The 20,144-nt window shown below is 67.9% G+C and carries 17 protein-coding genes; 6 read left to right on the plus strand and 11 right to left on the minus strand.

Features of this window, described 5'->3' with window-relative positions:
- Positions 1-21 precede the first annotated feature (21 nt).
- From PFY01_RS00930 to mutM, 3 genes are read right to left on the minus strand one after another with little or no spacing between them, the layout of a single operon-like run.
- Positions 22-465: a hypothetical protein gene (locus PFY01_RS00930; protein ID WP_271042061.1), complete on the minus strand. Its 444-nt coding sequence runs from the start codon at positions 463-465 to the stop codon at positions 22-24.
- A gap of 4 nt (positions 466-469) precedes the next feature.
- Complete coding sequence (locus PFY01_RS00935; RefSeq protein WP_271042062.1) at positions 470-1,009, minus strand: DUF1697 domain-containing protein; 540 nt, start codon at positions 1,007-1,009, stop codon at positions 470-472.
- 4 nt (positions 1,010-1,013) lie between these two features.
- The gene (mutM, locus tag PFY01_RS00940; protein WP_271042063.1) at positions 1,014-1,877 is read right to left on the minus strand and encodes a bifunctional DNA-formamidopyrimidine glycosylase/DNA-(apurinic or apyrimidinic site) lyase; all 864 of its coding nucleotides are present in this window, start codon (positions 1,875-1,877) and stop codon (positions 1,014-1,016) included.
- 122 nt (positions 1,878-1,999) lie between these two features.
- On the opposite strand from mutM, the gene PFY01_RS00945 reads away from it, so the two are divergent.
- Positions 2,000-4,051 (plus strand): OPT family oligopeptide transporter, encoded by a 2,052-nt coding sequence (locus PFY01_RS00945; RefSeq protein WP_271042064.1) that lies wholly within the window; start codon positions 2,000-2,002, stop codon positions 4,049-4,051.
- A gap of 53 nt (positions 4,052-4,104) precedes the next feature.
- Here PFY01_RS00945 and ubiG read toward each other — a convergent pair whose 3' ends face one another.
- Positions 4,105-4,926, minus strand: coding sequence for a bifunctional 2-polyprenyl-6-hydroxyphenol methylase/3-demethylubiquinol 3-O-methyltransferase UbiG (gene ubiG / locus PFY01_RS00950; protein ID WP_271042065.1), 822 nt, complete (start codon positions 4,924-4,926; stop codon positions 4,105-4,107).
- A 56-nt stretch (positions 4,927-4,982) separates the two neighbouring features.
- On the opposite strand from ubiG, the gene PFY01_RS00955 reads away from it, so the two are divergent.
- The 4 genes from PFY01_RS00955 (at position 4,983) to ispG (ending at position 10,979) form a co-directional block, all read left to right on the plus strand.
- Entirely contained in the window at positions 4,983-6,257 is a 1,275-nt protein-coding gene (locus PFY01_RS00955; RefSeq protein ID WP_271042066.1) for an aspartate kinase, read from the plus strand.
- Between the two features lie 62 nt (positions 6,258-6,319).
- Positions 6,320-8,578 carry a phosphoenolpyruvate--protein phosphotransferase gene (gene ptsP, locus PFY01_RS00960; protein ID WP_420197030.1) on the plus strand — a complete coding sequence of 753 codons (2,259 nt, stop codon included), beginning with the start codon at positions 6,320-6,322 and terminating at the stop codon, positions 8,576-8,578.
- 112 nt (positions 8,579-8,690) lie between these two features.
- Positions 8,691-9,794 (plus strand): helix-turn-helix domain-containing protein, encoded by a 1,104-nt coding sequence (locus PFY01_RS00965; protein ID WP_271042067.1) that lies wholly within the window; start codon positions 8,691-8,693, stop codon positions 9,792-9,794.
- A 48-nt stretch (positions 9,795-9,842) separates the two neighbouring features.
- Complete coding sequence (gene ispG, locus PFY01_RS00970; RefSeq protein WP_066553905.1) at positions 9,843-10,979, plus strand: flavodoxin-dependent (E)-4-hydroxy-3-methylbut-2-enyl-diphosphate synthase; 1,137 nt, start codon at positions 9,843-9,845, stop codon at positions 10,977-10,979.
- 102 nt (positions 10,980-11,081) lie between these two features.
- Here ispG and PFY01_RS00975 read toward each other — a convergent pair whose 3' ends face one another.
- The 3 genes from PFY01_RS00975 to PFY01_RS00985 are packed head-to-tail and all read right to left on the minus strand — an operon-like array spanning position 11,082 to position 12,996.
- Positions 11,082-11,858: a sulfite exporter TauE/SafE family protein gene (locus tag PFY01_RS00975; protein WP_271042068.1), complete on the minus strand. Its 777-nt coding sequence runs from the start codon at positions 11,856-11,858 to the stop codon at positions 11,082-11,084.
- A gap of 33 nt (positions 11,859-11,891) precedes the next feature.
- Positions 11,892-12,332 (minus strand): RrF2 family transcriptional regulator, encoded by a 441-nt coding sequence (locus PFY01_RS00980; protein ID WP_055754605.1) that lies wholly within the window; start codon positions 12,330-12,332, stop codon positions 11,892-11,894.
- 58 nt (positions 12,333-12,390) lie between these two features.
- On the minus strand, positions 12,391-12,996 hold the full coding sequence (locus tag PFY01_RS00985) for a response regulator (RefSeq protein ID WP_271042069.1): 606 nt from the start codon (positions 12,994-12,996) through the stop codon (positions 12,391-12,393).
- 204 nt (positions 12,997-13,200) lie between these two features.
- Here PFY01_RS00985 and prfA point away from each other — a divergent pair, with 204 nt between their 5' ends.
- Entirely contained in the window at positions 13,201-14,268 is a 1,068-nt protein-coding gene (gene prfA, locus PFY01_RS00990; RefSeq protein WP_271042070.1) for a peptide chain release factor 1, read from the plus strand.
- Here the strand turns inward: prfA and PFY01_RS00995 are convergent, their stop codons facing one another.
- The 4 genes from PFY01_RS00995 to PFY01_RS01010 form a co-directional block, all read right to left on the minus strand.
- Entirely contained in the window at positions 14,269-14,607 is a 339-nt protein-coding gene (locus tag PFY01_RS00995; RefSeq protein WP_218015912.1) for a hypothetical protein, read from the minus strand. It lies immediately after the preceding gene.
- A gap of 165 nt (positions 14,608-14,772) precedes the next feature.
- Positions 14,773-15,384 (minus strand): glutathione S-transferase family protein, encoded by a 612-nt coding sequence (locus PFY01_RS01000; RefSeq protein WP_271042071.1) that lies wholly within the window; start codon positions 15,382-15,384, stop codon positions 14,773-14,775.
- A 56-nt stretch (positions 15,385-15,440) separates the two neighbouring features.
- On the minus strand, positions 15,441-16,982 hold the full coding sequence (odhB, locus tag PFY01_RS01005; protein WP_271042072.1) for a 2-oxoglutarate dehydrogenase complex dihydrolipoyllysine-residue succinyltransferase: 1,542 nt from the start codon (positions 16,980-16,982) through the stop codon (positions 15,441-15,443).
- Positions 16,983-17,023: 41 nt separating this feature from the next.
- Complete coding sequence (locus PFY01_RS01010) at positions 17,024-20,035, minus strand: 2-oxoglutarate dehydrogenase E1 component (protein ID WP_271042073.1); 3,012 nt, start codon at positions 20,033-20,035, stop codon at positions 17,024-17,026.
- Positions 20,036-20,144: the final 109 nt, after the last annotated feature.

Raw genomic sequence — 20,144 nt, forward strand, 5'->3', positions numbered from 1 at the left:
CGGGGCCCGCTAGCGCAGGCGCTATCGTCGAGGCATCAGCGCCAGGGTCAGGGCGGCGCGGACCAGTTCGACCACGACCACCATGCCCAGCAGAAGATTGGCGGCGATCACCTGGCCCCGCGCGCCCGACAGGTCCAGCGTCCAGCCGAAGACGGACGACAGGGCAAGCATCAGCGCCGAGATCAGGACCAGGCCGACCAGCAGCATCAGGGCGACATGACCCGCCTTCAGCGCCGCCTGAAGCGTCGGCCCCTCGTCCAGCACGCGGGCGCGGCGGCGGAACAGCCGGGCGATCAGGCCGGTGGCGGCGGCCTCGGCGACGGCGGCGACGACCAGGGCGGCGACGAACCACCAGATCAGGTCGCCGAGGTCGCCGTCGCGCAAGCCCTGGACGAAGTGGACGAAATAGGCGCCCCAGACCAGGACGCCGACCACCAGACTGATCCAGAGATGGATCTTGCGCATCGTTTCAGTCCTCCAGCCCGACCATGGCGGCCAGTTTCCGCACCGTGTTCCAGTTGCGGCCGGTGCCGACGCCGATCAGGCGCGGCTGGGCCTTCTCCGCCATCTTGGAGCGACCCAGGCCGTCGGGGTGCCAGAAGAACAGGTCGCCGCCGGCCGGCTCGACCCGCTCGTCCCCCGCCGCGAAACCACGCAAGGCCTCCACCGCCCCATCCTTGATCCCGGCCTTCATCACCATGACCAGCAGTTTGGAGCCGTCGATCCCGGCCTGATCCGCGAACGGATTGGCGGCCATCAGCGCTTTCCATTGCGCGGGCGTGCGCACGATCACCTCGATGGGGCGTCCGAAATGGGCGGCGATGCCCTGCTCCAGCCGCGCCTCGACATCGGCCGGTTCGGCGTCGCTCTCGACGATCAGATTGCCGCTGGCCAAGAGGGTGCGCGGATTGGCGAAACCGGCCTCGACAGCGATGGCCTTCAGTTCGTTCATGGGAACCTTGACCCCGCCGACGTTGACGCCGCGCAACAGGCATATGCGGTCGCTCATGGGCTTACCTCTTCTGGCAGGAGGGGCAGTAGAAGGTGGAACGACCGCCCTGGACGATGCGGGCGACGACGCCGGTGCATTTGTCGCCACGGCAAGGCTCGCCCTCGCGGCCATAGACGTCGAACCGGTGCTGGAAATAACCTTGGCCGCCCTCGGCGTTGGCGAAGTCGCGCAGGGTCGAGCCGCCCGCCGCGATGGCGTCGTTCAGGACGTTTCGAACCTCGGTCGACAGACGCTCCAGCCGCGCTTTCGACACCGATCCGGCCGCGACCAGGGGCGAGATGCGGGCGCGGTACAGGGCCTCGCACACATAGATGTTGCCCAGGCCGGCGACGATCCGCTGGTCCAGCAGACTGACCTTGATGTTCTGCTTCTTGCCCGCGAAGGCCTCGACCAGATGGGCGCCGGAAAAGCCGTTGCCCAGCGGCTCGGGCCCCAAGCCGGCGAACCAGGGATGGGTTTCGACCTGATCGCTAGAGATCAGGCCCATGAAGCCGAACCGGCGCGCGTCGGCGTATCCGATGCGGGTCGCCGCCCCATCGCGGATGGCACAGCCGCTGAAATGTTCGTGCTTGCCGGCGATGGGCGCGGCCTCCTCGAACTCGCCCAGCAGGGTTCCGTCCAGGGTGAAGCGGCCGGTCATGCCCAGGTGGGTGATCCAGGTCTCGCCGGTCGAGAGCGGCATCAGCAGATATTTGGCCCGCCGGTCGATCCGCAGGACCGTCGCCCCCTCCAGCCGTTCGACGAAACGCTCGGGGAAGGGAAATCGCAGGTCAAGCCGGTTGATCCGGACCCGTGACAGCCGCGCGCCCTCCAGCACCGGCGTCAGGCCGCGTCGGACGGTTTCGACCTCGGGAAGTTCGGGCATGGCCCGGTCCTAGCCCGTCCGGCTCGCGGGGCCAAGCGGCGGGGGCGCCCGCATCTGACCGCGACCAGTTGCCGCCTGCGACAGAATACGCTTACGTCCGCGCAAACGTGGGACCTTCGCATATGACAGACGCCGCCGCCGCCCCCAAGGGCCGGCTAGAACTTACGCTCCGCGCCCTGGTGCTGGGCTGCCTGCTGGCGGTGATCTTCACCGCCGCCAACACCTATCTGGGCCTGCTGGTCGGCCTGACCTTCGCCTCGGCCATTCCGGCGGCGGTGATCTCGATGGCGGTGCTGCGGGCGTTCCGCACCTCGACCATCTGGGAGAATATGACCGTCCAGACCGTGGCCTCGGTCGGCGGGGCCATGAGTTCGATCATCTTCGTCCTGCCGGGCCTGGTGATGATCGGCTGGTGGCTGGAGTTTCCGTTCTGGCAGTCGGTGGCGATCTGCATCCTGGGCGGCGTGCTGGGCGTGACCTTCTCGATCCCGCTGCGCCGGGCGCTGGTCGTCAACGGCGGCCTGCCCTACCCCGAAGGCGTCGCCGCCGCCGAGGTGTTGAAGGTCGGCTCGCGCGGGGCCGAACAGACCGAAAGCGCGGTGCGCGAGAACAAGTCGGGGCTGTGGGTCGTGGTCGCCGGCGCCGTGGTGTCGTCAGGCTACGCCCTGCTGGTCGCGGGTCGGGTCTTTGCGGGCGAAGCGGCCAAGTTCTTCAAGCTGCCGGCCGCGCTGGGCGGCGGGGCGACGGGCATGGGCTTCGGTATGCAGTTCGCCCTGCTGGGCGCCGGGCATCTGATCGGCCTGACGGTCGGTCTGGCGCAGCTGTTCGGCCTGGTGCTGGCCTGGGCCATCGCCGTGCCGATCCTGACCAGCCCTGACACGATCGCCTGGCTGACGGCGCACGGCATTCCGTCGATCGCCTCGACCCTGCCCGCCGGCGCGCCGGCCGAGGAGCTGGCGACCACCGTCTGGGCGCGCGAGGTGCGGTTCATGGGCGCGGGCGTCATCGGCGTCGCCGCCATCTGGACCCTGATCAAACTGGCCGGTCCGCTGATCGGCGGCCTGACCTCGGCGCTGGCCGCCAACGCCAAACGCGCCCACGGCGAAGTGCTTGAGCGCACCGAACAAGATTTGCCCATCAAACTGGTGGGCGGCGTTTCGGTCGCCTGCCTGGTCGGCATAGCCGGCCTCCTGGCCTGGTTCGCCCAGAGCGCCCCGGCCCTGACGGGGTCGACGCCGCTCCTGGTGATCGGCGGCCTGGTCTATGTGGTGCTGATCGGCTTCGCTGTGGCGGCCATCTGCGGCTATATGGCCGGTCTGATCGGCTCGTCGAACAGCCCCGTGTCGGGCGTCGGCATCCTGGCCATCGTCATCGCCTCGCTGCTGATGCTGGGCGTCATGGCCATCGCCGGCGTGCCGGCCGATCCGTCGATCATCGCCTTCGCCCTGATCGTGACGGCGGTGGTCTTCGCCGTCGCCGTCATCGCCAATGACAACCTTCAGGATCTGAAGACCGGCCAACTGGTCGAGGCCACGCCGTGGCGTCAGCAGGTGGCGCTGATCGTCGGCGTCGGCGCCGGCGCTCTGGTGATCCCCTTCATCCTGAACCTGCTGAACCAGGCCTTCGGCTTCGAAGGCGGCCCGCCCGCCATCGTGGAAGGCGCCAAGACCCTGGCCGCCCCGCAAGCCACCCTGATCTCGGCCCTGGCGCGCGGCGTCATCGGCGGCGACCTGCGCTGGGACCTGATCGGTCTGGGCGCGGCGATCGGCGTGGTCATCATCGTGCTGGACGCGGTCGTGTCGAAGGCGACCAAGGGCAAGGTCAAGCTGCCGCCGCTGGCCGTCGGCATCGGCTTCTATCTGCCGGCTGCGGTCACCACCATGCTGGTCATCGGCGCCGTCGCCGGCTGGATCTACGACAAGGCGGTCTCGTCCACCCGCTACGCCGACGTGGCGCGCCGGATGGGCGTGCTGCTGGCCTCGGGCCTGATCGTCGGCGAAAGCCTGTTCGGCGTCTTCACCGCCGGCGTCATCGTGGCGACCCGGGACGACGCGCCCTTCGCCATGCTGCCGGCCGGTTCCGCCTGGCCGGCCATGCTGGCGGGCATCGTCGGCTTCGCTGTCGCGGTGTTCGGCCTTTACGCCTGGACGCGTAGCCGAGCTTCGAAGGTCTAGCGACTAGGTTCGATCAGAAAGAAAGGCCGTCCTTCGGGGCGGCCTTTTGCATTTCAGGCGGCGCTCCGCGTGGCGACCATCATATAGTTGATGCCCGCATCGTCGGTCTGGCTCCATCGGTCGTGAAGCGGGTCGTAGTTCAGGCCGTAGGGCCCCTCAACCGCCACCGGCTCGGCGGCCAGCATCGCGCGGATTTCGTCGGGCTTCAGAAACTGGCGCCAGTCGTGTGTGCCGGCCGGAACCCAGCGCAGGATGTATTCCGCCGCCACCTTGCCCAGGGCCAGCGACTTCAGCGTGCGGTTCAGGGTGGCGACCATCATCACCCCGCCCGACCGGACCAGGCGCGAACAGGCACGCACGAAGCTTTCGGGATCGGCGACGTGTTCGATCACCTCCATCGTCAGGACCACGTCGAACGGCCCCGCCCCTTCCGCCTCGATCTGTTCGACCGTGGCGGCGCGATAGGCGATATCCAGACCGACCATGTCGGCGTGCGCGCGGGCGGTGCCGATGTTTTCGGACGAGGCGTCGAGGGCGGTGACGTCAAAGCCCATCCGTCGCATCGGCTCGGCGATCAGTCCGCCGCCGCATCCCACGTCCAGCAGGGTCAGACCTTCGAAGGGCGCGCGCGCCTTGGGATCGCGGCCCAGCCGCGTGCAAAGCTGGTCGCGGATCAACGCCAGCCTGGCCGGGTTGAAGCGGTGCAGCGGCGCGAAGGGCCCGTGCGCATCCCACCATTCGGCCGCCTGGGCCGAGAAGCGCGCCACGTCGGCGGGGTCGATCGATGCGCCGAACGCCGTTTCGGACGAATTTTGCGAAAAACCATGCCCCTGTTGGGGTAGGCGAGACGGAGCGGCGCCGTTAGAAGCGGTCATGACGCGAGGGATGAACCTTCGCGCCCTTTCACGCAAGCAGGGGGCGGAACGCCACGATGACGCGGCCCGATACGACACGACTGGTGATGAAGTTCGGCGGCACCTCGATGGGCGACCTCGAACGCATTCGCCGTGCAGCGCGGATCGTCGCGGCCGAAGTCTCGGCGGGCAAACAGGTCGCCGTCGTCGTCTCCGCCATGGCGGGCAAGACCAACGAACTGGTCGCCTGGACAGACGGCGCCGGACCGGCCGCCGCGGGCCTGCCGCTCAGCGACGACGAATATGACGTGGTGGTCGCCTCGGGCGAACAGGTGACCTCGGGCCTGCTGGCCGCGACCCTGCGCAACATGGGCTTCAACGCGCGCTCGTGGATGGGCTGGCAGGTGCCGATCCTGACCGACGACGCCCACGCCCGCGCCCGCATCATCGACATTCCTGGCGAAAAACTGGGCGCCGCCGTCGACGGCGGCGAGATCGCCATCGTGCCCGGCTTCCAGGGCGTGACGGCGGACGGCAAGATCACGACCTTGGGGCGCGGTGGTTCAGACACCTCGGCGGTCGCCGTGGCGGCGGCCCTGGGCTGCCCCTGCGACATCTATACCGACGTGGATGGCGTCTATACGACCGACCCGCGCATCGAGAGCCGCGCGCGCCGCCTGGCCAAGGTGTCCTACGAAGAGATGCTGGAAATGGCGTCCCTGGGCGCCAAGGTGCTGCAGACCCGCTCGGTCGAGCTGGCCATGGCCAAACAGGTGCCGGTCCGCGTCCTTTCAAGCTTTATCGAACCCGACGCGAATGGCGTCATGCCCGACAAGGGTGGAACCCTGATCTGCGACGAGGAGGAGATCGTGGAAAAACGTATCGTGTCCGGTGTGACCATGAGCCGTGACGAGGCCCGCATCACCCTGCTGGGCCTGTCCGACCGGGTGGACGCGCCCGCCGACGTCTTCACGCGCCTAGCCGAGGCCAACGTCAACGTCGACATGATCGTCCAGAGCCAGTCGCGCACCGCCGGAACGGTCAACCTGACCTTCACGACCGGCCGTCGCGACGCCGTGCGCGCGGCCGACCTGATGACCGCCGCCAAGGAGCAGCTCGGCTTCGAGGAAATCCGCGTCGACGAGGACGTGGCCAAGGTCTCGGTCGTCGGCGTGGGCATGCGCAGCCATGCGGGCGTCGCCCAGACCATGTTCAAGGCCCTGGCCGACAAGGGCGTGAAGTTCCAGGCGATCTCGACCTCCGAGATCAAGATCAGCGTGCTGATCGACGCCGCCTACGCCGAGCTGGCCGTTCGCGCCCTGCATTCGGCATATGGGCTGGACGCGGTATAGGGTGATTTCAGAAGGCGCCTAGGCGCCGGGGCGCGGGAGACATGATGCCGGCAGGCGGCGCGATGACCAGAGGACCCCGGATCCTCCTGCGCCAGATCCGCGAGGCTCTGGGCGGGGCCGGCGCGGGCGCGACGCCGGCGCAGGACCGGCTGAACATGGTCGTCAAGATCATCGCCCGGTCGATGGTCGCCGAAGTCTGCTCTATCTATCTGCGCCGCGCGTCGGGCGAGCTCGAACTGTTCGCCACCGAGGGTCTGAACCCCGACGCCGTGCACAACACCCGGCTGCGGCCCGGCGAGGGCCTGGTCGGCGAAGTGGCGCGGATGGCCCAGCCCATCAGCCTGTCGGACGCCCCGTCACACCCGTCCTTCTCCTATCGTCCCGAGACGGGCGAAGACCCCTATCACGCCTTCCTGGGCGCCCCGCTGCTGCGCGGCGGCCGGGCCATCGGCGTCCTGGTCGTCCAGAACCGCACCGAGCGGCGCTATGACGAGGAAGAGGTCGAGGACATCCAGACCATCGCCATGGTCCTGTCCGAAACCGTGTCGTCCGGCGAACTACTGGCGCTGGACGAGCTGCGCGACGTGGAGCTGGCGCCGCACCGGCCCGAGCGGCTGAAGGGCCAGAAGTTCGCCGACGGCCTGGCTTTCGGCCATGTGGTTCTGCACGAGGCGCCGCTGGCGCCCGAGAAGTTGCTTTCGGACGACCCGGCGATGGAGGAGGCGCGGCTGAAGCTGGCGCTGGCCACGCTGAAGAGCGGCCTGGACGTCATGCTGGACAAGGGCCAGGGCCTGGCCGGTCCGTCGTTCGAGGTGCTGGAAACCTATCGGATGTTCGCCGACGACCGGGGCTGGAACCGGTCGCTGGAGGAGGCGGTGAGGAACGGTCTGACGGCCGAGGCGGCGGTGGACCGGGTCAGGAACGAACACCGCGCCCGCTTCGCCCAGGCGCGCGACCCCTATATCCGCGAGCGGCTGCACGACTTCGAGGATCTGGCCAACCGCCTGTTGCGGGTGCTGGCGGGCGACAAGCCGGGCGAGCGCGAACTGCCCGACGACGCCATACTGGTGGCGCGGAACCTGGGCCCGGCCGACCTGCTGGAATATCCGCGCGACAAGCTGAAGGGGCTGTTGCTGGAAGAGGGCTCTGCCGCCAGCCACGCCGCCATCGTCGCGCGCGCGCTGCAGATTCCGTGCGTCGGCCGTCTGATGGGCCTGCGCGACCGGCTGTCGGAAGGCGATATGGTCATCGCCGACGGCGAGACCGGCGAGACCTATTTGCGCCCCCGCCCCGATATGCTGGAGGCGGTGCAGTCGCGCATGGCCGTGCGCGAACAGCGCCAGGCCGAGTTCGCCCAGCTGCGCGACGTGCCGGCCGTGACCCTGGACGGTCAGCGGATCACGGTCCTGACCAATGCCGGCCTAGCGGTCGATCTGGAAAACATGATCGAGACGGGCGCCGAGGGCATCGGCCTGTTCCGCACCGAGTTCCAGTTCATGGTCTCGGACGAACTGCCCCGGCTGGACGCCCAGACGGCGCTCTACAAGCTGGTGCTGGACGCAGCGGGCGACAAACCCGTCACCTTCCGCACCCTGGATATCGGCGGCGACAAGGTCCTGCCCTATCTGGAGGCCGAGCGCGAAGAGAACCCCGCGCTGGGCCGCCGCGCCATCCGTTTGGGCCTGGATCGGCCGTCGCTGCTGCGAATGCAGCTTCGGGCGTTGCTGGCGGCGGGGGCCGGGCGCGAGCTGCGCGTCATGTTCCCGATGATCGCCACGGTGGACGAGTTCCGGGCCGCGCGCGAGCTGGTGGATATCGAATGCGCCTGGGCGCGGCGTCGCGGGCGCGCCTTGCCCGCCCTGCTGCGCGTCGGGGCGATGGTCGAATGCCCGTCCCTGTTGTGGCATCTGGACGCCCTGTTGCCGCTGACGGATTTCGTCTCCATCGGCACCAACGACCTGTTCCAATACATGTACGCGGCCGACCGGACCAATCCGCTGGTGTCGGATCGCTACGACCCGCTTTCGCCGCCGACCCTGCGGGCGCTCCAGACCATCCAGAAGGCCTGCGCCGACACCGGCACGCCGGTCTCGATCTGCGGCGAACTGGCGGGACGGCCGCTGGAGGCCTTCGCCCTGATCGTGCTGGGCTTCACCCGACTGTCGGCGCCGGCGGGCGGTGTCGGGCCGGTCAAGCGGATGATCCTGTCGGCGGACCTGAATGCGGCCCGGCGCGGCATGGCCAATCTGCTGAACCTGTCCACCGGCTCGGTTCGTAACGAGATCGAATCCCTGGCGCGCAAGCTGAACGTCGCGGTCTGATCGAAGCCGTCTGGACGCACGGGCGGCGTTGCTGGTCGGCGCGCAATCGTCTATCTCGGGCCCTGTGAACGGCGCGTCTGCGCTGTGTTTCCCGGACATGGGGTCAGGCGTCATGACGCTGAATGCGGGGGTCGCCCCCGAGGCGATCGAAAGCATTGCGGACCGGCCGGATCCGACGGCCGCCTTCGTCGACGCCGCGACCCTGGGCGACGGCTTTCGGGCCGCCCGAGAGCGGTCGGGCAAGTCGCCGGCCGAGCTGGCCGCCGAAACCAAGGTGCATCGCCGGTTCCTGACCGCCCTGGAGCAGAACGACTGGTCGTCCCTGCCCTCGCGCGTCTTCGCCCTGGGTTATGTGCGGGCCTACGCCTCGGCCCTGGCGCTGGACGAACAGACGGCCGTCGAGCGATTCAAGCGCGAGAGCCCCGACACCTCCGTGCCGCTGAAGGCGCCCATCGGCATCGCCTTCGAGGACGTGAAACGCCATTCGCCGCGCATCGTCGCCGGCATCGCCGCCGTGGTGGTCGCCGTCATCGGCTGGAACGTGTTCCAGCGCGCCAGCCTGCATCAGACCGCCCATCCGTCCGATATCGCCGCCGTGCCAAAGACCTGGACCGGGGCCGCCGATCCCGATCCGCAGGTCGCGCTCAGCGCGCCCATGTCCGCCCCGCCCGACCAGACGACGCCGGCCCTCTACATCACCCCGGGATTGGAAGCCGAACTCACCGGGGTCGATCCGACCGATCCGGCCGTGATCGCCGCCGCCGCCAATCCGGAGCCGGTGCAGAAGGCGTTCAACCCGCGCGGGGCCGTCTATGGTGCCTCGGCCAACGCCTCGATGGTGGTGATCCAAGCCAAGACGGCCGGCGCCCTGGTCGTTCGGCTGGGCGACGGTCAGGCCCTGTTCGCGCGTCAGATGGCGCCGGGCGAGGCATGGCGCGCGCCCATCGGCGTGGCGGCGACGGTGGATGTGTCCGACCCGGCCGCCTTCGACGTCTTCCTGAACGGCGAATACGGCGGACCCCTGGCCGGCGTGCTGACGCCGCTGGCCCAGCTGAACAGCCGCGCCGACCAGGCGGCCAAGGCGCTGGCCGCCAGCCAGGCGCGCGCTCAGGCTCAGGCTCAGGCCGCCCAGGCCCGGACACAGGCGGCCTCGACGCCAGGGGCGACGCCTTCCCCCGCGCCGGCGCCCTCTTCACCCGCCCCTGCGCCGAACTGACACGTCGGCCGTGGTCCCGCCGTCATCATCGGCCTATATGATGCTCCCATGAGCGACCACACCCACGTCCGACCCTGGCGCCACATCGAGCGTCGCAAGAGCCGCCAGATCCGCGTCGGCTCCGTCCTGGTGGGCGGCGACGCCCCGATCAGCGTACAGTCGATGACCAATACGCCGACGACGGACGCGGCGGCGACCATCGACCAGATCCGTCAGTTGGAAGAGGCCGGCGCCGACATCGTGCGCGTCTCCTGCCCCGACGTGGAATCGACCGCCGCCTTCAGGACCATCGTGCGCGAGGCCAAGGTTCCCTTGGTCGCCGACATCCACTTCCACTACAAGCGCGGCATCGAGGCCGCCGAGGCGGGCGCCGCCTGCCTGCGCATCAACCCGGGCAACATCGGTTCGGCCGACCGCGTCCGCGACGTGATCCAAGCGGCCAAGGACAATGGCTGTTCAATGCGGATCGGCGTCAACGCCGGTTCGCTGGAAAAGGAACTGCTGGAAAAATACGGCGAGCCCTGCCCCGACGCCATGGTCGAGAGCGCGCTGAACCACGCCCGCATCCTGCAGGACCACGACTTCCACGAGTTCAAGATCTCGGTGAAGGCGTCCGACCCCTTCCTGACCGTCGCCGCCTATCAACAGTTGGCCGAGGCGATCGACTGCCCCCTGCACCTGGGCGTGACGGAGGCCGGGCCGTTGCGCACCGGCACCATCAAGTCCGCCATCGGCCTGGGGTCGATGCTGTGGGCCGGGATCGGCGACACCATCCGCGTCTCGTTGGCCGCCGATCCGGTCGAGGAGATCAAGGTCGGCTTCGACATCCTGAAGTCGCTGGGCCTGCGCCACCGTGGCGTCAACATCATCGCCTGCCCGTCCTGCGCGCGTCAGGGCTTCAACGTCATCGAGACGGTGGCGGTGCTGGAAGAGAAGCTGGCCCATATCTCGACGCCGATGAGCCTGTCGGTGATCGGCTGCGTCGTGAACGGACCGGGCGAGGCTCTCTATACCGACATCGGCTTTACCGGCGGCGGCAAGGGCGCAGGCATGATCTATCTGAACGGCAAGATCGCCCATAAACAGGCCAACGACGGCATGATCGACCACATCGTCGACCTGGTTGAACAGAAGGCCGCCGAACTGGACGCCGCACGCGCGGCGGAGCTTCAGGCGGCGGAGTAGGCTGCGGAAGCCGCTTATGCAGGGTGGCGATGCCGGCGGTATTCGGAAATCAAAGTCGAAGTTGGATCGGCGGCGGGTGCGAACCCGCCGCCGTTTTGCGTTTCAGATCACCTTGAACAGCCGCAGGGCCTGATAGCCGGCCGAGAGCAGCACAACGGCGCCGACGCCGTAGGTCAGGGCGCGGCGCGGGGCGATGCGGGCGATGACGCCGGCGAAGGGGGCGGCGATCAGGCCGCCTATGATCAGGCCCAGCACCGCCATGGCGTGGGTCGAGAAGCCCTCGGCCTCCTGCCAATGTCCGGTCAGCAGGGCGACCAGGAAGGTGGCGGAAATGGCGGAGGTGACGAAGAACTCCGCCGTATTGGTGGTGCCGATCGAGACGCGCGGATCCTGACCCGTGCCGACCAGGGTTGTGGTGACCGTAGGTCCCCAACCGCCGCCGCCGATGGCGTCGAAGAAGCCGCCGACCAGACCCAGAGGGCCGGCGAACTTGCGCGGGAAGATCCGCTCGCGCGTCTGACGCGTGGCGCGCCAGATGATCACGACGCCCATGATGGCCAGATAGGTGGTGATGAAGGGCTTCAGCAGATCGCCGTCGATGCTGGTCAGGACGAAGGCGCCGAAGCCGCCGCCGACGACGCCGCCGAGGGCCAGCGGCACGAACAGCTTCCAGTTCACGTTCTTGTTGAAGGTATGGGACCCGGCCGACGCCGCCGTGGTGAAGACCTCCGCGGCGTGGACGCTGGCCGACGCCGTCGCGGGCGGCACGCCGAACGACAGCAGGACGGTCGAGGAGATCACGCCATAGGCCATGCCCAGCGCCCCATCCACGATCTGGGCCAGAAAACCGACGGCGAGGAAGAGCAGGAAATCTTGCATGGCGTCCTCTGAAACAGGGGCGAACGGTGCGGGCTATTTCCCTAGTCGGTCAATAGGAGAAGAAGTGACGGTGGCTTGCAGAAGGGTTCGCGCCTCGAAGACGGCGGCGATGGCGTCGCGCCCGTCCTGAAGCACGGGCTGCAACGGACAGGTCTCGACATCCGGGCAGGTCTCGCACGGGCCGTAGGCGGTGCGCGAGGCGCAAGGCGCAAGGGCCAGCGGGCCTTCCAGCGCGCGGATCACGTCGGCGAAGCTGATGGCGTCGGCGGGCGCGCCCAGCGCATAGCCGCCCGCCCTGCCCCGCTTCGAGGCCAGCAGACCCTGACGGCGCAGATCCAGCAGGATGGCCTCCAGGAACTTTCGCGGAGCAGCCGCCGCCTCGGCGATCTCGGCGATGGTCGCAGGACCGCCGTCCGGCAGACTGGCCAGATGCACCATGGCGCGCAGGGCGTAGCGGGACCGGTTCGACAGCATGATCCGTGATCGCCCGCCTGAGCCCCAGACGCAAGCTGCGAGGGCCGGACCCCACCCCTCAGGCGAGCCGCGCCACCGCCTCCAGAATCTGCGCGCCGTTATAGGGTTTCAGCACCAGGGCCTCGGCCATGTCCGCATTCTTCGCGGCGGCGGCCACATCGCCGGAAATGAAGATGACCCGCACGGCCCAGCGGTCGGTCAGGACGCGGGCCAGTTCCACCCCGGTCATCTCGCCTGACAGATTGATGTCCAGCAGCGCCGCATCGACGCTGTGCAGCGCAGCGGCGGCCTCGGCGGCGGCGGCGCTGTGGAACGGGCCGACGACATTGTGGCCCGCCTCGGTCAGCAGTTCGGTCAGGGAGGCGGCGGCGTCGGAATCGTCCTCGACCACCAGCAGGGTCAAGGCCTCGATCTCGGCCGGCGCCGTGGCGTCAATCGGCGCCTGACGCGTGACCACGGCGCGAAGGTCGCGCCAGATTTCGGTCGAGGGGCGGTCGGTGTCCAGATCATAGATGGCGGCCATGGCCCTCAGTTCGCGCGCGTCCGCGGGCGACAGGTCGCCGCCGGTCTCGGCCAGACGGCTGTCGTACTGGCGGCACAGCCGATCGACGCTTTCGGCGACTTCGGCGGCGTCCGGCTGCGACGGGGGCGGGCGATCGAACATGGCGTCCTCCTTACGGTTGTTCGATCTCAACTAATGGCTTTGAGCCGATTGCGTCACCGCGACTGACGCCATCGTGACCCGGTTGTCATCGCCGATCACAAGCGCGGCGCCGGCGCTGCCCCACGCCCCGACACGGCTGCAATCGACACGAGCCCCCCCGGCGGGTAAGGACGGCGCTCCGCTTTTTCTCAGGACATTTCCCTCTTGCGACTGCCCCAGGCCCGTCTCGATCAGGTGCTCGACCGTTTCCACGAGGTGGAGGCGCGCATGGGTTCGGCGACCGACGGCGCCGAGATCGTGCGGCTGTCCAAAGAGCACGCCGAGCTGAAGCCTGTCGTCGATGCGGTTCAGGGCCTGGCGCGCGCCCGCGCCGAAATGGCGGACCTGGAAGCCATGACGGCCGATCCGGAAATGGCGGCGATGGCCGAGGAAGAGCTGCGGGCGCTGACCGTCCGGCTGCCCGAGCTGGAACGCGAGGTCGCCCTGCTGCTAGCCCCGCGCGACGCCGACGAGAACGCCTCGGCCGTGCTGGAAGTGCGCGCCGGCACCGGCGGGGACGAGGCGGCCCTGTTCGCGGGCGACCTGTTCCGCATGTATTCGCGCTACGCCTCCACGCGCGGCTGGCGGATCGAGCTGGACTCGGCGACCGAGGGCGACGCCGGCGGCTATAAGGAAATCATCGCCACGGTGACGGGCGAAGGCGTATTCGGCCGGCTGAAGTTCGAGAGCGGCGTTCACCGGGTGCAGCGCGTGCCGACGACCGAGTCGCAGGGGCGCATCCACACCTCCGCGGCGACGGTGGCGGTCCTGCCCGAGGTCGAGGACGTCGAGATCGAAATCCACGACAAGGACATCCGCATCGACACCTTCCGCGCGTCGGGTTCGGGCGGGCAGCACGTCAACACGACCGATTCCGCCGTGCGCATCACCCACCTGCCTACCGGCATCATGGTGACGTCGTCGGAGAAGTCCCAGCACGTCAACCGCGACAAGGCGATGAAGAACCTGCGCGTGCGGCTGTACGACATGCAGCGCCAGGCCAAGGATCTGGCCCGCTCGGACAGCCGCAAGTCCCAGGTCGGGTCGGGCGACCGGTCTGAACGGATCCGCACCTACAACTATCCGCAAGGGCGGGTCAGCGATCACCGCATCAACCTGACCCTGCACAGCCTGCCCCAGATCATGGAAGGCGACATCGATCCGCTGCTGAACGCCCTGATCGCCGAGGACCAGGCGGCGCGTCTGGCCGACCTGGAAGCCGAGTTCGGTTGATCAGCCCAGGACGCCGGTCAGTGGCAGCCACAGCACCACGCCAGTGACGGCGGTATAGGCGGCGAAGGCATGCACCGACTTCAGCCGGCCGCTGGCCAGCGGGCTGTCGAGATCGGCGCGGTTGACCCACAGTAGATAGGCGGCCTGGATCGCCCAACCGGCGAGGAAGGCGACCACGGCCCAGGCGCTGAGCGCCGCCAGCGCGACGCCCGACATCAGGACCACCACACCGCCCAGGGCGATCACGCCGTCTGCGATCTGATCGTCTGCGGGAACGGCGATGACGCCGGACAAGGCCCGTTGCAGACGCCAGTTGAGCCAGGCCTGATACAAAAGCATCAGTCCACCCAAGACGTAGAACATCCCTATCGCGCGCGCCGCCCACTCCATGTCTGAAATAAGGCGCCATTTTCTGTGGTTGTAATCAGGGAAAATGCGACGCCGATTCGGATCGTTAACGACCGGCGCAAATTAGACACAACCGTTGGTCTGCGAGCGCGCCCGCTAAGCTTTGGCGGCCAGCGCGCGCTGGACCGCCGGACGCGCCTTCATGCGCTCGAAATGCGCCTGGACGCGCGGGAATGAGGCGATGTCCACGCCATCGCTTTCCAGCCAGCCGGCGAAGGTGAACAGATAGGGGTCCGCGACCGTATAGGCGTCGCCCATCGCCCATTCGCCGGTCAGGTCCGCCTCGATCAACGCAAAGCCGTCGCGCATGTTCTGCGTGACCTTGGCCGCCATCGACGCCTGGGCGGCGGCGTCGTCGCTCCAGCGCGCGGCGCGGCGACCGTGGGCGTGGGCGACGTGGACGGTGGTGGCCAGATAGAGGTTGAACGACTGCATCCGCGCAAAGGCGAAAGGATCGGTCGGCGCCAACAGGCCGGGCGGCGACAAGGCGGCGATGTGCGCCAGAATGGCCGGGCTCTCGGTCAGGACGCCCTGATCGGTCGCGAGCGCAGGAACGCGCCCCTTGGGATTGATCGCCAGATAGGCCGGCTCACGTTGCTCGGCCTTGGCGAAGTCGACCAACCGCACCTCATAGGCGAGCCCCGACTCTTCCAGCGCAATATGGCTGGCCCGGCTGCAGGATCCGGTCGCGGCGTAGAGGGTCAGCATGGTCGCGCCTCGCAGCAAAGAAAAAGGCGGCGAGATCATCGCCGCCTTTCAGGAAATCAGAGGTCGAGCAGGGCCCGCGCCGGATCTTCCAGCAGTTCCTTGACCCGGACCAGGAAGGTCACGGCTTCCTTGCCGTCCACGATGCGGTGATCGTAGCTGAGGGCCAGATACATCATCGGGCGGATCTTGACCTCGCCGTTGATGGCCATCGGGCGCTGGACGATATTGTGCATGCCCAGGATGCCCGACTGCGGCGCGTTCAGGATCGGCGTCGACATCAGCGAGCCATAGGTGCCGCCGTTGGTGATGGTGAAGGTGCCGCCCTGCATCTGATCCATGGTCAGCGAGCCGTCACGTGCGGCCTTGCCCAGGGCGCCGATGCCCTTTTCGATGCCGGCGAGCGACAGCGTGTCGGCGTCGCGCAGGACCGGAACCACCAGACCCTTGTCGGTGCCGACGGCGACGCCGATGTCGTAGTGGTTCTTGTAGATGATGTCGGTGCCGTCGATCTCGGCGTTGACGGCCGGGATCTCATGCAGGGCCGCGACGACGGCCTTGGTGAAGAAGGACATGAAGCCCAGCTTCACGCCGTGACGCTTTTCGAACACGTCCTTGTACTGGGCGCGCAGGGCCATGACGTTGGTCATGTCCACCTCATTGAAGGTGGTCAGCTGGGCGGCCGTGTTCTGTGATTCCTTCAGGCGACGGGCGATGGTCTGACGCAGGCGCGTCATCTTCACCCGCTCTTCGCGCGGCTGGTCGGCGCGCGGGGCGGCCGGCGCTGCGGCGGCGGCAGGGGCCGGAGCCGAGGCCTGGCCGATGGCGGCGATGGCGTCGGCCTTGGTGATGTTGCCCTTCGGTCCCGTGGCATTGATGGCCTTGGGATCCAGATTGTTCTCGCCGACCACGCGCTGGACGGCGGGCGACAGGGTTTCGTTCTTGGCGCCCGAAATCTGGGCCGAGCCGGTGTTGGCGGGCGCGGCGGCAGGGGCCGGAGCGGCGGCGGGAGCCGATGCGGCGGCGCCCGAACCCGAGCCCGACCCTGAGATTGAGCCGATCTTCTGGCCCGGAGTGACGGTCGCGCCTTCGTCGGCGGCGATGGTCAGAACGCCGTCAGCCGGGGCCGACACCTCGACCGCGACCTTGTCGGTCTCGATCTCGACCAGCAGTTCGTCCTTCTTGACCGTGTCGCCGTTCTTCTTGACCCACTTGCCCATCGAGCCCTCGGCGACGCTCTCGCCCATGACCGGCACGGTGATGTCGATCGCGGCGGCCGCGGCCGAAGCAGCGGCGGCCGGCGCGACCTTGGCGTCAGCCTTGGCGGCTTTTGCCGGCGCAGCGGCCGGAGCGGCGGCGGCGGACGCGCCTTCCGTCACCGAACCCAGGACCGTGCCGGGAACGACGTTGTCGCCCTCGGCAGCCTTGATGTCGCCCAGCACGCCGTCGGCGGGCGAGACGACTTCCAGCGAGACCTTGTCGGTCTCCAGCTCGACCAGCAGTTCGTCCTTCTTGACCGGATCACCGACCTTCTTGGTCCACTTTGCGATGGTGGCTTCGGTGACGGATTCACCGAGGGCGGGGGTCAGGATGTCGGCCATGTCAGGTCCAGCTCGTCTCTAGTCGGTCTTTTATACGTGTATCAGGCGAAGGCTTCGGTCGTGAAGGCTTCGAGTTCCTTCAGGTGCCGGCTCATCAGACCGGCGGCGGTCGAGGCCGAGCCGGGACGGCCGACGTAGCGGGCGCGCTTGGCCTTCACGTCGAGCTTGTCCAGCGTCAGCTCCAGCCACGGATCCACGAAGGTCCAGCCGCCCATGTTCTTCGGCTCTTCCTGGCACCAGACCAGTTCGGCGTTGGGGAAGCGGGCCAGTTCCTTGCGCAGCGACTGGATCGGCCACGGATAGAACTGCTCCAGACGCAGGATGTAGACATCGTCCACCGCCTGGCCGTCCTTGGCCTTCTTCTCGCGCGCGTCTAGCAGGTCGTAATAAACCTTGCCCGAACACAGGATGACACGGCGGATGTCCTTGTCCGCCTTGATCGTGATGCCGGCGATCTCGGGCCGCGTCTGGGCGTCGTCGTGCAGGACGCGGTGGAAGGCCGAGCCCTCCGCCAGGTCCGCCATAGACGAGACCGCCTTCTTGTGACGCAGCAGCGACTTGGGCGTCATCAGGATTAGCGGCTTGCGGAACGGCCGGTGCATCTGGCGACGCAGGATGTGGAAGTAGTTGGCCGGGGTGGTGCAGTTGGCGACCTGCATATTGTCTTCGGCGCACTGTTGCAGGAAGCGCTCAAGACGGGCCGAGGAGTGTTCCGGTCCCTGGCCTTCATAGCCGTGCGGCAGCAGCATGGTCAGGCCGCTCATGCGCAGCCACTTGCGCTCGCCCGAAGAGATGAACTGGTCGATCACCACCTGGGCGCCGTTCACGAAGTCGCCGAATTGGGCCTCCCACATGACCAGCGTATTGGGGTCGGCCAGCGAGTAGCCGTACTCGAAGCCCAGCACCGCTTCTTCGGACAGGGCCGAGTCGATGACTTCGAAATTGGCCTGACCTTCGCGCAGGTTGTTCAGCGGGATGTAGCGCTCTTCGGTCGTCTGATCGATGATGCCCGAGTGACGCTGCGAGAAGGTGCCGCGCACCGAATCCTGACCCGACAGACGGATCGGGAAACCTTCATCGACCAGCGAGGCGAACGCCAGGCTCTCGGCCGTGGCCCAGTCCAGGCCCTGGCCCGAGGTGATGGCTTCGCGGCGACCGTCGATGACGCGCTTCAGCGTCTTGTGCATGTCGACGCTGTTGGGGATCGTGGTCAGGCGGTGGCCCAGGTCGGTCAGCTTGGCCAGCGGCACGGCGGTGTCGCCGCGCAGCTCGTCCTTGGGCGACTGGAAGCCCTGCCACTGGCCATCCAGCCAATCGGCCTTCTCGGCGGACCAGGTCTTGCCGGCCTCGAACTGCTCGTCGAGGAATTTCTCGAACCGCTCGACCTCGGCGTCCACTTCGGCCTGGCTGATCACGCCTTCGGCCACCAGACGCTGCGAATACAGTTCGCGGGTCGAGGGCTGGGCGCGGATCTTTGAATACATCAGCGGCTGGGTGAAGGTGGGGTCGTCGCCTTCATTGTGGCCGAAGCGGCGGTAGCAGAACATGTCCACCACCACGTCCTTGTGGAACTTCTGGCGGTATTCGGTGGCCACCTTGGACGCGAAGACGACCGCCTCGGGGTCGTCGCCGTTCACGTGGAAGATCGGCGCCTGGACCATCAGGGCCACATCCGACGGATAGGGCGACGAGCGCGAGTTGCGCGGGCTGGTGGTGAAGCCGATCTGGTTGTTGATGACGAAGTGCAGCGTGCCGCCGGTGCGGTAGCCCTTCAGTCCCATCAGGGCGAAGCATTCCGCGACCACGCCCTGGCCGGCGAAGGCGGCGTCGCCATGGATCAGCAGCGGCACGACCTTGGAACGGTCCAGCGCCCACTGGCCCTCGGGCACGCCCTCGTTGGCCTCGCGAATGTCGAACGCCTGTTTCGCGCGCGCCTTGCCCAGCACGACCGGGTTGACGATCTCGAGGTGAGACGGGTTGGCGGTCAGCGACAGGTGGACGTGGTTGCCATCGAACTCGCGGTTCGACGAGGCGCCCATGTGATATTTGACGTCGCCCGAGCCCTCGATGTCGCTCGGCACGGCCGAGCCGCCCTGGAACTCGTGGAAGATGACCTTGTAGGGCTTGCCCATCACGGCGGCGAGCACGTTCAGGCGCCCGCGGTGCGCCATGCCCAGCACGACCTCGTCGACGCCCAGCGAACCGCCGCGCTTGATGACCTGCTCCAGCGCCGGGACCATGGCCTCGCCGCCGTCCAGACCGAACCGCTTGGTGCCGGGGAAGCGCTTGTGCAGGAAGCGTTCGAAGCCTTCGGCCTCGACCAGCTTGGACAGGATGGCCAGCTTGCCTTCCTTGGAGAAGGCATTCTGCTCGAACTTGTCGGCGCCCTCGAACCGCTGCTGGAGCCAGGATTTCTCTTCCGGTTCAGCAATGTGCATGAACTGGATGCCAACGTTGCCGCAGTAGGTGCGCTTCAGGATCTCCAGCACTTCGCGGATCGTGCCGGTTTGAAGACCAAGCACGCCGTCCAGGAAGATCGGGCGGTCCAGATCGGCGCCGGTGAAGCCGTAGAACTCGGGCGTCAGCTCGGGGTTCTCGACCGGCTGTTCGATACCCAGCGGGTCCAGCTTGGCCTGCAGGTGGCCGCGCACGCGATAGCTGCGGATCAGCATCAGGGCGCGGATGGAATCGTGGGCGGCGGCGCGGATCGCATCGGCCGAGACGTCGGCGGACGCGGCGTTGGGCGCAGCAGCCGGCGCAGCACCGGGCTTTTTGGGATCAGGCTTCGGGGCCGGCCAACGGCCGTCGAAGACGCCGGTCTCCTCCGTCGGCTCGGTCGCCACGCCGCGGCCCCAGCTGCCGGCGCCGGCCGAGGCGGTCACCAGGGCGGCGTTGTCGCGCAGCTGGTCGAAGAAGGCTTTCCATTCGGCGGAAACGGAGCCGGGGTCTTTCGCCCACTTCTCCTGAAGCTCCTCAACATAGGCCGCATTGGACCCGTAGAGGAATGAGGTCTCGGCAAAGACCTGGTTCAGCCGACCGGCATCGTCCGCCATCGTTTCGCAATCCCTGGGCCCCGACGGACACATCTCCGTGAGGGGCGCGCCCGTCATATAGGCGTCGTTTCCTGACGGGTCATGACCGAAACGGGGCAATTTGGTAGGA

It is taken from the genome of Brevundimonas vesicularis, assembly GCF_027886425.1.
GTDB lineage: Bacteria > Pseudomonadota > Alphaproteobacteria > Caulobacterales > Caulobacteraceae > Brevundimonas > Brevundimonas vesicularis_C.

Coding starts and splice junctions, on each gene's coding strand:
- PFY01_RS00955 (WP_271042066.1), top strand. CDS start 4,983: ATGACGCGGCCCGATACGACACGACTGGTGATGAAGTTCGGCGGCACC.
- PFY01_RS00935 (WP_271042062.1), bottom strand. CDS start 1,009: ATGAGCGACCGCATATGCCTGTTGCGCGGCGTCAACGTCGGCGGGGTC.
- ptsP (WP_420197030.1), top strand. CDS start 6,320: ATGACCAGAGGACCCCGGATCCTCCTGCGCCAGATCCGCGAGGCTCTG.
- PFY01_RS01010 (WP_271042073.1), bottom strand. CDS start 20,035: ATGGCGGACGATGCCGGTCGGCTGAACCAGGTCTTTGCCGAGACCTCA.
- PFY01_RS00965 (WP_271042067.1), top strand. CDS start 8,691: ATGACGCTGAATGCGGGGGTCGCCCCCGAGGCGATCGAAAGCATTGCG.
- PFY01_RS00945 (WP_271042064.1), top strand. CDS start 2,000: ATGACAGACGCCGCCGCCGCCCCCAAGGGCCGGCTAGAACTTACGCTC.
- ispG (WP_066553905.1), top strand. CDS start 9,843: ATGAGCGACCACACCCACGTCCGACCCTGGCGCCACATCGAGCGTCGC.
- PFY01_RS00995 (WP_218015912.1), bottom strand. CDS start 14,607: ATGCTTTTGTATCAGGCCTGGCTCAACTGGCGTCTGCAACGGGCCTTG.
- PFY01_RS00985 (WP_271042069.1), bottom strand. CDS start 12,996: ATGTTCGATCGCCCGCCCCCGTCGCAGCCGGACGCCGCCGAAGTCGCC.
- mutM (WP_271042063.1), bottom strand. CDS start 1,877: ATGCCCGAACTTCCCGAGGTCGAAACCGTCCGACGCGGCCTGACGCCG.
- PFY01_RS01000 (WP_271042071.1), bottom strand. CDS start 15,384: ATGCTGACCCTCTACGCCGCGACCGGATCCTGCAGCCGGGCCAGCCAT.
- PFY01_RS00980 (WP_055754605.1), bottom strand. CDS start 12,332: ATGCTGTCGAACCGGTCCCGCTACGCCCTGCGCGCCATGGTGCATCTG.
- PFY01_RS00930 (WP_271042061.1), bottom strand. CDS start 465: ATGCGCAAGATCCATCTCTGGATCAGTCTGGTGGTCGGCGTCCTGGTC.
- PFY01_RS00975 (WP_271042068.1), bottom strand. CDS start 11,858: ATGCAAGATTTCCTGCTCTTCCTCGCCGTCGGTTTTCTGGCCCAGATC.
- ubiG (WP_271042065.1), bottom strand. CDS start 4,926: ATGACCGCTTCTAACGGCGCCGCTCCGTCTCGCCTACCCCAACAGGGG.
- odhB (WP_271042072.1), bottom strand. CDS start 16,982: ATGGCCGACATCCTGACCCCCGCCCTCGGTGAATCCGTCACCGAAGCC.